The 15,043-nt window shown below is 37.5% G+C and carries 13 protein-coding genes and 1 other annotated feature; of the genes, 2 read left to right on the top strand and 11 right to left on the bottom strand.

Annotation, left to right across the window (positions count from 1 at the left end; all coding sequences use genetic code 11):
* Positions 1-10: 10 nt before the first annotated feature.
* The 3 genes from opp3C to ACWM35_RS03290 all read right to left on the bottom strand — a co-directional run bounded on the left by opp3C (position 11) and on the right by ACWM35_RS03290 (position 3,786).
* Positions 11-1,039: an oligopeptide ABC transporter permease gene (opp3C, locus tag ACWM35_RS03280; protein ID WP_454815436.1), complete on the bottom strand. Its 1,029-nt coding sequence runs from the start codon at positions 1,037-1,039 to the stop codon at positions 11-13.
* The gene (gene opp3b, locus ACWM35_RS03285; RefSeq protein WP_454815438.1) at positions 1,039-1,968 is read right to left on the bottom strand and encodes an oligopeptide ABC transporter permease; all 930 of its coding nucleotides are present in this window, start codon (positions 1,966-1,968) and stop codon (positions 1,039-1,041) included. The genes opp3C and opp3b overlap by 1 nt, the downstream gene beginning before the upstream one ends.
* Positions 1,969-2,100: 132 nt before the next feature.
* On the bottom strand, positions 2,101-3,786 hold the full coding sequence (locus ACWM35_RS03290; RefSeq protein ID WP_454815440.1) for a peptide ABC transporter substrate-binding protein: 1,686 nt from the start codon (positions 3,784-3,786) through the stop codon (positions 2,101-2,103).
* 213 nt (positions 3,787-3,999) lie between these two features.
* On the opposite strand from ACWM35_RS03290, the gene ACWM35_RS03295 reads away from it, so the two are divergent.
* Together ACWM35_RS03295 and trpS are read left to right on the top strand one after the other, a co-directional pair.
* Positions 4,000-4,356, top strand: a complete 357-nt coding sequence (locus tag ACWM35_RS03295; RefSeq protein WP_454815442.1) for a DUF3899 domain-containing protein — start codon at positions 4,000-4,002, stop codon at positions 4,354-4,356.
* Positions 4,357-4,409: 53 nt separating this feature from the next.
* Positions 4,410-4,653 (top strand) — a binding site (T-box leader).
* Positions 4,654-4,702: 49 nt separating this feature from the next.
* Positions 4,703-5,692: a tryptophan--tRNA ligase gene (trpS, locus tag ACWM35_RS03300; RefSeq protein WP_454815443.1), complete on the top strand. Its 990-nt coding sequence runs from the start codon at positions 4,703-4,705 to the stop codon at positions 5,690-5,692.
* 56 nt (positions 5,693-5,748) lie between these two features.
* On the opposite strand, the gene ACWM35_RS03305 is transcribed toward trpS, so the two are convergent.
* The 8 genes from ACWM35_RS03305 to fabF all read right to left on the bottom strand — a co-directional run bounded on the left by ACWM35_RS03305 (position 5,749) and on the right by fabF (position 14,983).
* Positions 5,749-6,495, bottom strand: coding sequence for a DUF3603 family protein (locus tag ACWM35_RS03305; protein WP_454815445.1), 747 nt, complete (start codon positions 6,493-6,495; stop codon positions 5,749-5,751).
* A gap of 119 nt (positions 6,496-6,614) precedes the next feature.
* A complete protein-coding gene (gene opp4C, locus ACWM35_RS03310; protein WP_454815447.1) occupies positions 6,615-7,532 on the bottom strand; it encodes an oligopeptide ABC transporter permease in 918 nt (305 codons plus the stop codon).
* Between the two features lie 13 nt (positions 7,533-7,545).
* The gene (gene opp4B / locus ACWM35_RS03315) at positions 7,546-8,511 is read right to left on the bottom strand and encodes an oligopeptide ABC transporter permease (protein WP_454815449.1); all 966 of its coding nucleotides are present in this window, start codon (positions 8,509-8,511) and stop codon (positions 7,546-7,548) included.
* Between the two features lie 160 nt (positions 8,512-8,671).
* Positions 8,672-10,384, bottom strand: a complete 1,713-nt coding sequence (gene opp4A, locus ACWM35_RS03320) for an oligopeptide ABC transporter substrate-binding protein (RefSeq protein WP_454815451.1) — start codon at positions 10,382-10,384, stop codon at positions 8,672-8,674.
* 38 nt (positions 10,385-10,422) lie between these two features.
* The gene (locus ACWM35_RS03325) at positions 10,423-11,427 is read right to left on the bottom strand and encodes an ABC transporter ATP-binding protein (protein ID WP_454815828.1); all 1,005 of its coding nucleotides are present in this window, start codon (positions 11,425-11,427) and stop codon (positions 10,423-10,425) included.
* 5 nt (positions 11,428-11,432) lie between these two features.
* Positions 11,433-12,455: an ABC transporter ATP-binding protein gene (locus ACWM35_RS03330; protein WP_454815453.1), complete on the bottom strand. Its 1,023-nt coding sequence runs from the start codon at positions 12,453-12,455 to the stop codon at positions 11,433-11,435.
* Between the two features lie 130 nt (positions 12,456-12,585).
* A complete protein-coding gene (locus ACWM35_RS03335; protein WP_454815455.1) occupies positions 12,586-13,365 on the bottom strand; it encodes a DUF2268 domain-containing protein in 780 nt (259 codons plus the stop codon).
* Positions 13,366-13,741: 376 nt separating this feature from the next.
* Entirely contained in the window at positions 13,742-14,983 is a 1,242-nt protein-coding gene (fabF, locus tag ACWM35_RS03340) for a beta-ketoacyl-ACP synthase II (RefSeq protein WP_454815457.1), read from the bottom strand.
* Between the last annotated feature and the right edge of the window lie 60 nt (positions 14,984-15,043).

Raw genomic sequence — 15,043 nt, forward strand, 5'->3', positions numbered from 1 at the left:
TTCACCTGCCTTAATCTCTCATTTTTGGATCTAATGCATCACGTAAACCGTCAGCAATCATATTAAATGCAATCATAATGACACTGATTACAATTGCGGGAATAATCATTTGATGTGGAAAAGCAATCATCGATTTAAAACCATCATCAATTAATGTCCCTAAAGATGCTAATGGTTCTTGTAGTCCTAATCCAATGAAGCTTAAGAATGCTTCGAAGAAAATCGCATTAGGAATTGTAAACATAGTATTGATAATAATTACACCTGCTAGATTTGGAATAAGGTGCTTGAAAATAATTTTCGCGTCAGATGCCCCTAATGTTCTTGAAGCCAGTACAAATTCCTGGTTCTTAAGCTTTAGTACTTGAGCACGAACAACCCGGGCCATACTTACCCAGCCAGTAATAGTCAATGCAACGGTTATCGAAATGATACCCGGTTTTAATACTAAAATCATCAAAATAACAATAACGAGGTTCGGAATTCCGGTAAGTATTTCAATAATCCTTTGCAAAATTGTATCAATTTTCCCACCAAAATAACCTGAAATGGCTCCAAACGTAACACCGATAATCATATCAATGACCGCTGCAAGTAAGGCAATGTATAAAGAAATCTGTGTACCCTTCCATACCCGTGAGAAGATATCACGACCTAAACTGTCTGTACCAAACCAATAATGTTCTTCAATATTCTTTTGTTCGTAAGGATTTACAACATTACCATTTTTCAATGTTCTTGTTCCATCAAATGGAAGCCATGAAACATTTTCTAAACCTTCAATCCGCGGCGGTAGGTTTGCATGTTTCGTATTTTGCTTATCAAACTCATACTTACTAATACTTGGTCCAACTAATGCCAAAATAGTTAAAAGCACAACGACCACTAAGCTAATAATTGCACCCTTATTTTTCCTAACCCTTAGCCAGGCATCTTGCCAATAATTCAAGCTTGGTTTTGAAATTTTTTCTGATTGGGAGGAGTCAATTTTTGCGGGCTGAAATTGATCTTTGGAGATTTTCTCTTCAAATTGTGCCATTATTTCTTACCTCCCGCTAAACGAATTCGTGGATCGATTAATCCATATAAAATATCTACAACAAGAATGATTACGATGAACAAGAACGCAAACAATAATGTAGTTCCCATTACAACGGAATAGTCGTTTACAGTTATAGACTTAACAAATTGTTCACCAATACCTGGTACCGCAAAAATCTTTTCAATTACTAATGACCCTGTCATCAAACTTACAGCCAAAGGTCCTAATACAGTGATAACTGGAATTAATGCATTACGAAGAGCATGTTTGAAAGCGATTTCGAAATAACTGGCCCCTTTTGCTTTTGCCAGTGTGATATAATCAGACCCCAAAACTTCAATCATTTCAGTTCTCATAAAACGAGCTGAAATCGCAATCGGGAACATCGCCAATGCTATTGTTGGCATAACGGTGTATTCAGGTCCCTTCCAAAACGCTACCGGGAACCAACCTAATTTAACACCGACATAATATTGAAGTAAACCAGCAAAAACAAATGATGGTATAGACTTACCGAGTACTGCTATAAAGGTAGAACCATAATCCACCCAGGTGTTTTGTCTCAATGCACCAATAATCCCCAATAATATCCCTATTATTGTACCTAGTATTAAGGCCTGTGCCCCTAACACTGCTGAAGCTCCGATACGATTAGCAATGAGCTCTGATACAGTTGTGTTACCAAACTGAAAAGATGTTCCCAAATCCCCTTTAACTAAATTACCAATATAAGTTATATATTGAACTGGCACTGGCTCATCCAAATTATACTTGTCTAACATGATTTCCAACTGGGCTTCTGTTAGTTTTGCTTGGTTTTTAAAAGGTGTACCTGGAATCAATTTCATTAGAAAGAAAGTCAGTGATGCGATTAAAAACAACGTGAGTATCATGTAAAAAATACGCTGCCCAATATATTTAACCATTAGTGCACCTCCTATTAAATTTAAAGATAAAAAATATTCACCATTTTTCGACATTTCTAAGTCAGGCAAAAAGAGAGTATATAAATATACTCTCTTTTATTTTAAGGCCTAGCCACCTAAAATAATTGGAAATTATTTTGTTAATTTAGCCCATTTCCAGCTGTACTCAGCACCAACTAAGTGATAAGTAAAGCCTTCTAATTTTTCGTTTACAAGCATGTTAGCAGCACGTTGGTATGTTCCTGCAATTGCAAAATCATCCATTAGAATTTTTTCAGCTTTTTGTAGAGCTTCCCAACGCTTCGCTGGATCATTAGCAAGAGTTGTTTGTGCATCTTTTACTAACTTATCATACTCAGGGTTTGAATAACTCATTTTGTTATGACCGCCGCCTGTTAACCATAGGTCAGAATATGTCATTGGATCTGCGTAGTCAGGACCCCAACCGCTGTGTAAGATATCATAGTCTTGATTATCTTCACGGTCTAAACGAATGGCAAAAGGAACACTATTTACATTAATAGAAAGACCTTTAAGGTTAGTTTCTAATTGGTTTTCAATGAATGCATCCATTGTTTTAGCTGTTTCTGAGTCACCAGCAACATATTCAAATGAAAGTTCAGTTTTACCAAGTTCTTCTAAACCTTTTTCCCAAGCTGCTTGAGCTTCTTTAAGATTGTATTCGTTGAAAGAACCGTATTTATCACGGAAATCCTTACCATTTTCATCTTTTACAAAGTCAGCTGGCACTGCATAGTTAGCAGCTAAAGAACCGTTTTGTAAGATATCATTTACAAGCGCATCTTTGTCAAATGCCATTGAAAGTGCTTTACGAATGTTTTTGTTCTTCATAGCTTCGTTTTCTTGGTTGAATTTCAACCAGAATTCAGTTGGTTCTAACCATTTCACTAAACGGTCGTCACCTTCATATTGAGTGATTACTGCAGGTGTAGAAAGTTTTGGTGTTACATCAGCCTCACCAGCTTCAAAAGCATTCGCAGCTGCTTGAGGATCTTTCACTACGTTAAAGTTAATTTTTTCAAGGGTTACGTTTTTAGCATCCCAGTAATTTTCATTCTTTTCAAGTGTCCATTCAGTTGCAACTTCGCCATCCCATTTAGTCATAGTAAATGGTCCATTGAAGATTAGGTTTTCAGCATTTTTCGCAAAATCTGCACCTTTTTCTTCAACAAATTTTTGGTTTTGTGGATAGAATGTACCAAAGCCCATTAAAGATAAGAAATATGGAACTGGCTTTTCAAGAGTTACTTCTAATTCTTTATCGCTTAATGCTTTAACACCAAGTTCAGCTACAGGTAGTTCACCTTTATAAACTTTATCAGCGTTTTTAATTACTCCTGGCATAATATATGGTCCGTATACAGACGCAGTGTCTGGAGTAATTGCACGATGCCATGCATATACGAAGTCGTTAGCAGTGATAGCATCACCATTAGACCATTTTGCATCTCTGATTTTGAAAGTATAAGTTAGGCCATCTTCACTAATTGTTGGCTCACCATCTGATAATGCAGGAATAGGATTTTGCTCCTGATCCATACGGTAAAGACCTTCATTAGTATTGTTTAACATAGAAAATGCAACAGTATCTTCTGCAATAACCGAATCCATAGATGGAATCTCAGCAGACTCTAATACAGTGATTTCTTGTGTATCAGCTAATGCTGATTCTTCAGTTTTTTCACCACTATCTTTTCCTGTATCTTCTTCTTTTTTAGTTCCACCACTACATGCAGCTAAGAACATGCTGAGTACTAATGATAGAACTAGAATTAGTGAAAATTTTGATTTCTTCACTAGTATGACCTCCCTTTTCTATTATTCTGAAAAATTACTACATTTCCTATTATACATATTTTTTTTGAATTGTACATAATTTTTTAATATTTAATTTACAGAATAGATACATTCATTACGTTTTCATTACAAGGTAATGTGATATAATTTAGACTTATCAGGTAAATTCATGTATAATCTTCCTTATTAAATCAATGTTTTGGGGGTTTTTACATGAACAGCCGGCTTAAAAAGAGAATCCTAATTTTGGCAATCTCTCAATTACTTATTTTAGCCGTTTCCCTTATTTTTTATCACGAATTTACATTGTTAAGCTATATCAATATATCGTTTTATTTTTCAGCAGTATTACTTTTCTCTGGTTTGCTCATACACACCATTCATTCTGGATTTTTTGATGTTGTATCTAGATCGTTTAACCTTATTTTTACTAGACATGAGGAAAAACGAAAATTCCATGAAATCCCAGCTTTATCAGAACTTGTTTCCATCGATAAAAAACCATTGTTCTTCTATGGCTTATTTATTGGCTTATTTATGGTAATTGCCTTAATCCTTTTTTATATTTAGCTAACTTGATTAACAATATTCGTTTCATTATAATATATTGTAAATTAACATCTATATTAGCGATGATAAAGAGTAGTAAGTATTTTCATCCGTTTTTAGAGAGTTTGTGGATGGTGGAAACAAACACGGAAAAATACCGAATGGACTTTTGAGCTTCTTTCTGAACCTTTTGTACAAAAATAGTAGGAAAAGACGTTGGCCTTACGTTATAAGGATTCCTAATCAGAAATGATTTTGGAGCTGAGTGACTCTTTTAGAGTAATTTAGGGTGGTACCGCGAAACCATTCGTCCCTATTATTGTGGGATGAATGGTTTTTTATATTTATTAATAGGAGGAAAAAGGAAATGAAGACAATTTTTTCAGGAATTCAACCAAGCGGGACAATCACGCTTGGAAACTATATTGGGGCCATGAAGCAATTTGTTGAGCTTCAAAATGAGTATAATTGCTATTTTTGCATTGTTGATCAACATGCGATTACTGTCCCACAGGATCGATTAGCTCTTCGAAAAAACATTCGCAGTCTGGCAGCCTTATATATCGCTGTAGGAATTGATCCAGAAAAAGCTACTTTATTTATTCAATCAGAGGTTCCAGCACATGCTCAGGCAGGATGGATGATGCAATGCATCTCCTATATAGGCGAGTTAGAAAGAATGACGCAGTTTAAAGACAAGTCAGCTGGAAAAGAAGCTGTATCTGCTAGTTTGCTGACCTACCCACCATTAATGGCAGCAGATATATTATTGTATAATACGGATCTTGTTCCTGTTGGCGAAGATCAGAAGCAGCATTTAGAATTGACACGAGATCTAGCAGAACGGTTCAACAAAAAATATGGGGAAATTTTAACCATACCAGATATCCGTTTGCCTGAAGTTGGAGCTAGAATTATGTCATTACAAGAGCCAACCAAGAAAATGAGTAAATCAGATCCAAACCAAAAAGCTTCGATTACTCCTTTAGATGATTTAAAGCAAATTGAGAAAAAAATAAAGGGTGCGGTTACTGACTCTGAAGGAATTGTCCGTTTCGACAAAGAAAACAAGCCTGGGATCTCAAATCTGCTTTCGATATATTCGATTCTTGGTAATAAATCAATCCCTGAGCTAGAAGCGATGTACGAAGGAAAAGGATATGGTGATTTCAAAGGAGACATGGCAGAAGTCGTTTCAGGATTCTTTAAACCCATTCAAGAAAAATATAATCATTTAATGGAATCAAGTGAACTAGATGAAATATTGGATCGCGGTGCGGAAAAAGCAAACCAAGTAGCAAGTAAAACCCTTAAGAAAATGGAAAACGCCATGGGACTAGGACGCAAGAGAAGATAAGAAGAAAGACAAAAAGCCTGGCCTCGAAAGGTTCGATCACCTTTCGGGTCAGGCTTTTAATTTACCTTAGGGCCATGCTCCATTTCCCAAAGTTTTTCAAAAAATGGCTGTCCTTTTATTAGGTTCTCACAAAATGTTTCATGACGTTTCGACCAGCCATATTTTGTCTCCTCGAATAATTGCTGCCAAGCACTCTCAAAATTCAGTTCTTGAATGGCCTGATACCTTTCCGGACACCATTCAGTAAACCAATAGCGGACTTCAGCTTCATTCTTGGATGTATGTAATTGATCAAGGGCCATAAATAATAATTGTTTTAACTGTCTTTCTTTTCTAGTTAGCCCATTCATTAAACCAGGTTCAGGAGATAAAATATGAAAATCCTTATTCTCGAAATTTTGCTGAAATTGATAGTTGATTGCTTCGTGAGTGGCGATCATTTCATATACTAGCTGCTCCTGCCTTGGAATAAGTCTGCTTTTCCTTATCGGAATCGAATATCCGATCGTATCAACAGCTAGAATTCCAACACCGTCCGTAACAACAAAGCAATACTCAAGTTGAACTCTTTCGTGGTTTTTTCTTAAATAGGCTTTCTGAAAGATATCATCTAGAAGCGGTTGAGGTAATTCTGAAAGATCGTTCTCAATATAGTTAAAGAGAATTGGTTCAACTTTTAAAAGTGGAACTTGATCTAATAGTTCAACGCCGTCATCTTTACGCCACTCATGAAAGTGGCAGACATTATATCCGTTTTCTTCACCTTCAAACCAATTTACCCAAACATCATGAAGATACAACATTGTACAACCCCTCACTTCAAGAAACTATTTGTCAATCAGTATGGGCAGACATTAGTTAAATTATTCCTTAATATATATTTTGAACCAAGTAAAAAGTCTGCCCTTTTGTTGGCAGACTTTTATCTTCTGGATTTCGGATTTAATGCATCTTTTAATCCTTCACCAATAAAATTGATCGACAGAATGGTTAAAGTAATAATAATTGCTGGCGGAACCCAAATCCAAAGTTTAAATTGCAATACATCCGGTTCTCTTGCTGAATTCAGCATATTTCCCCAGCTGGGTATTTCTTGCGGAACACCAAAACCAAGATAACTTAGTGCAGATTCAATCACAATCATCGTGGCAAAGGTAATGGTTGCTTGAACAATAATGGTTGATAGTACATTGGGTAAAAGATGTTTAATAATTACCTTTGCTGGTGAACAGCCGATGGATACCGCTGCAATGATATATTCATTTTCTTTCTCTGCGAGGATTTTGCTTCGTACAATTCGGGCAATCCCTCCCCAGCTCAGCAAGCTTATTACTCCTATTAATACCCACACACTATTTACAATTCCAACTCCAAATAAAATCGCATTGATTACGATGACAAAAACAAGAAAAGGAAAGTTTAAGACTAAGTCAGTAAATCTCATTAATAGATTGTCAACTGTTCCTCCAAAATACCCCGCAATCGAACCTATAACTGTCCCAATGAAAATGACAAATATAGTAGAGGAAAGTCCGACCAGTAAAGAAATTCTTCCGCCATATAAGAGTCTGGTAAAGACATCTCTACCGCTTTTATCCGTTCCTAACCAATGTTCACCGGATGGTTTTAATCCCATATCACCAATATTAATTCGGGAAATATCAGCAGTAGTAATATATGGTGCAAGTATAGAGAGAACGGCTACGATGAACAAAAAGATAAGACTTATCATTGCCAACTTATTTTTGAGAAACTTTTGTCGGGCCATTGCCCAAGGTGATAGACTCTTTTTCAGGGGTGTTTTGAAAACTTTTGATTCCTTTCGAGTAACAATTTCCATTTTATACTCCCCCTTAATCCAATCTAATTCTCGGATCCACAACACCATACAATAAATCAGCTATTAAATTGCCCACAAGTGTCATGAATGAGAAAAACATAGTTAAAGTCATTAACACAGGATAATCTCTTGTCCCAACAGAATCAAGGAAAAGTTGACCGATTCCTGGATAAGTAAAGATCGTTTCAGTTATAATTGCGCCACTAATAATGGCAACAATATCAAACCCTAAAAAAGTAATAAGTGGAATAATTGAGTTTCTTAAAATATGAACATTATAAATTTTTCCCTCTGGTGTTCCTTTTGCTCTTGCAGTTCGAACAAAGTCTTTCCTGCTATTTTCAATAATATCATTACGTAAAAACTGAGTATAACTGGCAGTACTTAGTAAACCAAGTACAACAGCCGGTAAAAAGACGTGATGAAGACGGCTCAACCACCACTCTATCGTTCCATCTTCCAACTGAATATCGACAGATCCATTGGATGGGAACCAATTTAATGTAAAGGAGAAGAAATAAATAGCAAAAACACCGGCAATAAACGAAGGAATAGCTAATCCTAAATAATTTAAACCGCCAATTACATTGTCAGCAATGGTGTATGGTTTCCGACCTGAAAAAGTCCCCATTAAAAAGGCAAGAATATAAGTAATTAAGATTGATGTCCCTCCGAGTAAAAGTGTATTTGGGATTTTTTCCAAAATTACCTCTGATACAGGAATTTTAAATCGTGTTGACTTGCCGAAATCCCCTTCGATAAAACCACTAATCCATCGGAAATACTGCTGTGGCAATGGATCATTATAGCCCAATTTCTCCCGCATTTCTGCAATATATTCTGGACTTGTATTTCTTGGGTCGATTTCTCCACTTAGTCCATCCCCTGGCATTAATTTTGCCAAAGTGAAAACGATAATAGAGATTAGGAGCAGCATTGGAATCATTCCCAATATTCTTCGTAATGCATACTTTAACATGTGCATTCTCCTTATCTAAAAGCTATGTATCCCTCAACTGTGTATAAATGGGAGAGACTTGTGAAGAAAAATCCTTCATAGCCTCATCCCATTTGAACATCATGATTAAGTTAGCATTATCTTAGCAGCCAACATGACTAACACTAGTAAATTTGTTGTATTACTGTTTTAACCACCATTCATTTGGACGGTTTTTACCAGATACATCATATTTAACGCCTTGAACTCGCTTGTTAATTGCCATTGTTTCTTCAAGCTCGGCAATCGGTAACGCAGGAAGCTCTTCCATGAATAGCTTTTGCCACTCAACATAAAGGTCCTTACGTTTTTCCGCATCTGTTCCAACCACACTCATATCAAGTGCTTGGTCAAGGAGCTTATCACTTTCTTCATTTACCCAGCGAGGATAATTCCAAAGCGCATCCGATCTCCAAAGTGGTGCTGGATCTGGGTCTGTACCTGTTGACCAGCCTCCGAAAAATACTTCCATCGATTTATCGGACTTCTCAAGCATGTCATAGTAAAGGTTAGAATCCGTCATGGTAAGCGTTGATTTCAAGCCAACTTCTTCCCAATATTGAGTGAGTGCCTTTGCACGAGCTTCGAATGTTGGGTTTGATGTTGCGTAATGGCTGAAGTTTACCACAAACTCTTTTCCGTTTGGATCTTCACGGAAACCATCGCCATCTTTGTCCTTGTATCCCGCTTCATCCAATAATTCTTTTGCTTTTTTCGGATCGTAATCAAATTGCTCTAATTCTTCATTGTCGGCTGCAATCCAGTGATTTGTAGGAATTGGGCGGTTAACCGGTGCACCAACACCGTAGAAGAAAGCTTTTACCCATTCTTCACGATTGATTGCATAATACATGGCCTGACGAAGCTTTTTCTCTGCATATTTCGGCTCGTCTGCAACGTTTTTGCTTCCATCCCAGTTTCCTAATTTAAAGCCAACATAGTAATAACTTAATCCAGGGTATTTAATGGCTTCAATATTATCAAGCGCAGAAACTTCATTAATAATACTTGGGTGGAACGTTGTCATATCAAGTGTTCCATTCTTAAGCTCTCCAACTGTTAAAGATGGATCGATAACCTTTAAGATTACTTTTTCGATATGCGGTTTACCACCAAAATAATCATCAAAGCGTTCCATTTCAACAGATTCACCTGGAACAACTTTTGTTACTTTAAAAGGACCTAATCCTACTGGCTTGGTACGGACTTGCTCAGATGCCATCATATCCTTAACGGAGATACCCTCGAATTCCTTACGGGACATAACGTATGTCCAAAGATTTTCCAGGTTGTTCACACGAGCTTTATCAAAAGTAATTTGAATATTATAATCATCGATTACTTTAATGCCCGAAATACTGTCAGCTGTTCCATCATGGTATGCAGGAACACCTTCAATATTTTGAACATTGGCATAGCGTGGACCCTCATAATCCTTATCAGCTAGTACCTTTAAAGCAAATTCCCAATCATGAACGGTTAACTCTTCACCATTGTGCCATTTTACACCTTGTTTGATCGTGAAATCATAAACCTTGTTATCCGTTGTTTTCCATGATGCAATATTCGGCTGCGCCTGTAATTTTTCGTCAAAGTCAATTAGGTTTTCATCAAAAAATTGAAGAATTTCATCATCTACAGCCGTACCGTAGAAGTTGTAATTTAATTTACCTTCGAAGGCAGAATCCAGTGAGTATACCAGAGTACCTCCATCCTGTGGTCCACTTGAAGATTCGCCAGAAGATCCTTCATTTTCCTCATTCGTACCTGTTTTTTCTCCTCCACTACAGGCAGCTAGAAATGCTGATAATACCAGCATTAAGGCTGCCAGCCAGAGCATATTACTCTTCTTCATTCATTTCCCCCCTATAAAGATTTAGGTATTGCCTTTTTTTAATAAAGGTGGCAAGCAACTCGATGTGAGGGCTTCACCTCCTTTAATACCGGCAATTTTTTCGAACATTCCTCCATCGCCATTGGACAGCGCGGGTGGAATGGACAGCCTGCTGGCGGATTTAATGGACTTGGTACATCACCTTTTAAAATGATTCTCTCTTTCTTTTTCCGAGGATCTGGAGATGGGATCGCTGAAATTAATGCTTGTGTATATGGGTGGAGAGGTTCCGCATAAAGGCTGTCCTTGCCTGCTATTTCTACCATATGGCCTAAATACATGACTCCTATTCTATCACTCATATATTTCACAACACTGAGATCATGGGCAATAAAAAGAAATGTCAGGTCAAATTCTTCTTGTAAATCCTTTAATAAGTTCAATACCTGTGATTGAACAGATACATCTAAAGCCGAAACAGGTTCATCGGCAATAATCAATTTCGGTCTTAATGCTAAGGCGCGTGCGATTCCTATCCTTTGCCGCTGTCCACCAGAAAATTCATGAGCATATTTATAGTAGGCATCCTCTGGGAGCCCGACTTTTTCTAGTAAATCCATGACTTCTTTTTTCATTACTTCTTTACTTTTCTTCTCAAAATTGTATATGGGCTCAGCAATAATATCCCCAACCATTTGCATCGGATTTAACGATGCATATGGATCCTGAAAGACCATTTGCAGATCTCTTCTAATCTCCCGTAGAGAAATACCGCCAACCTTGGTAATATCTTTTCCATCAAAGATGATTTGTCCTTCGGTCGGTTTTAATAGTCTTAAAATCGTTCGTCCAGCGGTTGATTTCCCACAGCCAGACTCTCCCACCAAGCCGAAAGTTTCACCTTTTTTAATTTCAAATGAGATATTATCCACTGCTTTTACATTTCCGATTGTCCGCTTAAAAAATCCTCCTTTAACAGGATAGTATGTTTTTAAATTTTTTATTTCTAACAGATTATTTGGTTGTGAGGAAGATTCATGCTTTTCTCTATGTATGGTTGGCATTGTCATTACATCACCCCTCCACTGGATTTACTAGTTTGGTAGAGTAAACATGCTACTTCATGTCCATGTTCAACTTCTTCCAATACTGGGGTAACGGTTTGACATTCTGGTAATGCTTGCGGACATCGATTGGCAAAACGGCAGCCTGTTTTTGGCATATTCGTAAGGGAAGGAACAATTCCATGAATCGAACTTAATCTTTCTTCAATCTGATCCATTTTCGGAATAGCTCCCAACAAGAGGGTTGTATACGGATGTTTAGGATTATAAAATAAGGTATCTACATCAGTTCGCTCAACTATTTTTCCAGCGTACATGACAATTACTTCATCACACATTTCAGCAACTACACCGAGATCATGGGTGATAAGAATAACAGACATATCATTCACTTCTTGGATACTTTTTAAAAGCTCAAGAATTTGAGCCTGAACGGTAACATCTAATGCTGTTGTCGGTTCGTCAGCGATTAACAATTTGGGCTGGCAAGCAATGGCCATCGCAATCATGACCCTCTGTCTCATTCCTCCAGAAAGCTGGTGAGGATATTCATCAACGATTTTTTCTGGTCGAGAAATGCCCACGCTTTTTAAAAGGGCGATACTTTTTTGTCTTGCTTCCCTCTTTGATATTTTTGTGTGATTAAATAGCACTTCCTGAAGCTGATAGCCAATTGAAAATACTGGGTTTAGAGAAGTCATTGGCTCCTGGAAAATCATTGAAATATCTTTTCCCCGGATTTTATTGATCTGAGATTCAGACATGTTTTCTAAGGAAATTCCATCGAAAATGATTTCACCTGATTGGATTTTCCCTATACCTTTTGGTAAAAGCTGCATGATTGAAAGGCTCATTACCGATTTTCCACACCCTGATTCACCCACAACGCCAACAATTTGCCGGGGTTTTACTTTAAAAGAAACATGATCAACGGCATTGTAATACGTACCGTCAATATCAAATGCAGTTTCTAGGTTTTTAACTTCGAGCAATGGTGCCTCTTTGAGTAGGGAATTTTTTGAGCTCATAGCACACCTCTTACTTTTTAATTATTCTGTCAATTCACTATACTTAAATAGAAGTCTATTACAGAATTATTACAATTGCAAGATTTTTTAGATAATTTATTATTTTCACTATCATGAATAAAAAAAAGCCTCAGGGTTTAGGCTTTTGAAAAAAGACGTTTTCTTTTGAAAGAAAATTTTTTGATAGCATGCTAAAAGAAAGTTTAGCAGTATAATGATTATTACTGAAGTAATCTTCAACAATTTTAAAACCAACAGCATAACCTAATAGTTTAGGAATTCTTCCGCTTCCAAACAATAGTTCATCATGACCTCGGTCTGTTTTTTTCTTTTCCAACTTGTTTTTTAGGTACTTATCCCAAAATGTTTTCATTTCAGCTTCCGTATACATACTGCACCACTCTGCTAAAAATTGTCGTCCACAATGTTTCAATACACTATATTCTGCAAGTCCTTCAATTATGATTGAATCAAGTAATGTATAATCCTCAAACTTTTTATTTAACTTATTTAGCCGGCAAACATGGTGGTATTCATGGACAAACAGGGCCTCAAGCTCATTCATACTAACTATATCTGAAAGAAACAAAAACATCTTATCTGGGAATGAAACACCACCTCTTATTTTTTCTTCTCTTCTTGAGAAAAGGCCACTTTGTTGTCCAATTGGAAATATATAAATCGGGACATCGGGACCATTCCATTTTTCCTTATATTTCTTAATTAATAATTCAACTTGATTCCAAACTTCGTTTTTCTTCAGTTTTTCAAAAATCTGCTTTGTAGCCCTATTTGGTCTATACATTCCAAAGCTTACTAATTGGTCATAAACTTGTGTTGTATCCAGACCTTTGAACACAGGTAAAAGTCTTTTACAGATTTTTGCGGGGTGGTCAAAATCAGCTTCCAACCAAACATCCGTTCGAACAATGCCCATTACCCTCACTCCATTACCAAAACATCGATGTTACATATTTTATGTACCATTTAAGTGGAGGGTTCATAGAAAAGCGGAAACGCCCTGGTCAGCGGCGTATGGCCTCATCGAAAAAGAAAAACGCTTTTCCTTCGTGCGATGCCAATGCTTACGAAGCCTTCCTTTATGGAGCACTCCAACTGAGATAAAGGAAACACGAAGAGCGTTAGCGCATTCGTACTTGACTTATCGTAGGGCGGAGAGCGAAGGACACTAGCCGCTAGGGCGCTGGAGCTGGACAATTCTCAAAGTCTAATGTTTTACTTTCTTGTCTTTTAAAAAATCGACCAGGAAAGTCCTGGTCGATTGATTAATTTTCATATTTTTTGAAGACAATGGTGGCATTGTGTCCGCCAAATCCTAAGGAATTGCTAAGAGCAGCTTTGATTTCCTTAGGCCGAGCAGCATTTGGAACATAATCCAAATCACACTCAGGATCTGGTGTTTCATAATTTATGGTTGGCGGTAAAATGCTGTCTTGAATGGCTAGAACCGTAAAAATAGCTTCAATCCCACCCGCAGCTCCGAGAAGATGTCCTGTCATAGATTTCGTAGAGCTCAATGCCAATTTATAGGCATGTTCACCAAAGACTTCTTTAATTGCAAGTGTTTCAAATTTGTCGTTATATTCGGTGCTTGTGCCGTGTGCATTAATATAATCAATATCTTCTGGATTTAAGCCGCCATCATTAATGGCCATTTTCATCGCCCTTGCACCGCCTTCTCCAGCAGGTGCCGGAGCAGTGATATGATAGGCATCACCTGTTGCTCCATATCCAACAATCTCAGCATATATTTTTGCCCCACGTGCTAAAGCATGCTCCAGCTTTTCAAGAACAACAATTCCTGCACCCTCTCCAATAACAAATCCATCTCGATTTTTATCAAAGGGTCTGCTCGCCGTTTTTGGATCTGGATTGTTAGAAAGAGCGGTATTTGCACAGAAGCCCGCCACAGACATTTTTGTAATCGGCGCTTCAGCTCCACCGGAAATCATGACATCCGCATCCCCACGCTGAATGACTTTAAACGCATCTCCTATCGAATTCGTACCTGTTGCACAAGCAGTAACCGTACAAGAGTTAAAGCCTTTTGCACCAAGAGTAATCGAAACTTGACCTGTAGCCATATCAGGTATGAGCATTGGTACGAAGAATGGGCTTACTCTGCGATAGCCTCTCTTTTGAAAAATCTCATATTGCTCCTCAAAGGTTTCCATGCCGCCAATTCCTGAACCGATCCAAACACCGACACGAGGAGCATTTTCTTCATTAATAATTAGTTTCGCATCTTCTACCGCCATTAAAGAAGCAGCAACCGCGTATTGCGTAAAACGATCCATTTTTCTTGCATCTTTTCTATCCATAAACGTTTCTGGATTAAAATCATTAATCTGGGCAGCTACTTTTGCTGGATATTCATCTGCATTAACACGGGTTAACGGTCCTATGCCTGATTTCCCTTCAAGTATCCCTTTCCACGTGGTTTCAACATCGTTTCCAAGCGGAGTTACCGCTCCAACACCTGTTACCACAACCCTGTGCTTTTCCATATTGACATCTCCTTTACAACACTACTTTTCCCAATTTATTTATAGTATTTCTGACTAACT

The organism is Neobacillus sp. K501, from assembly GCF_053749995.1.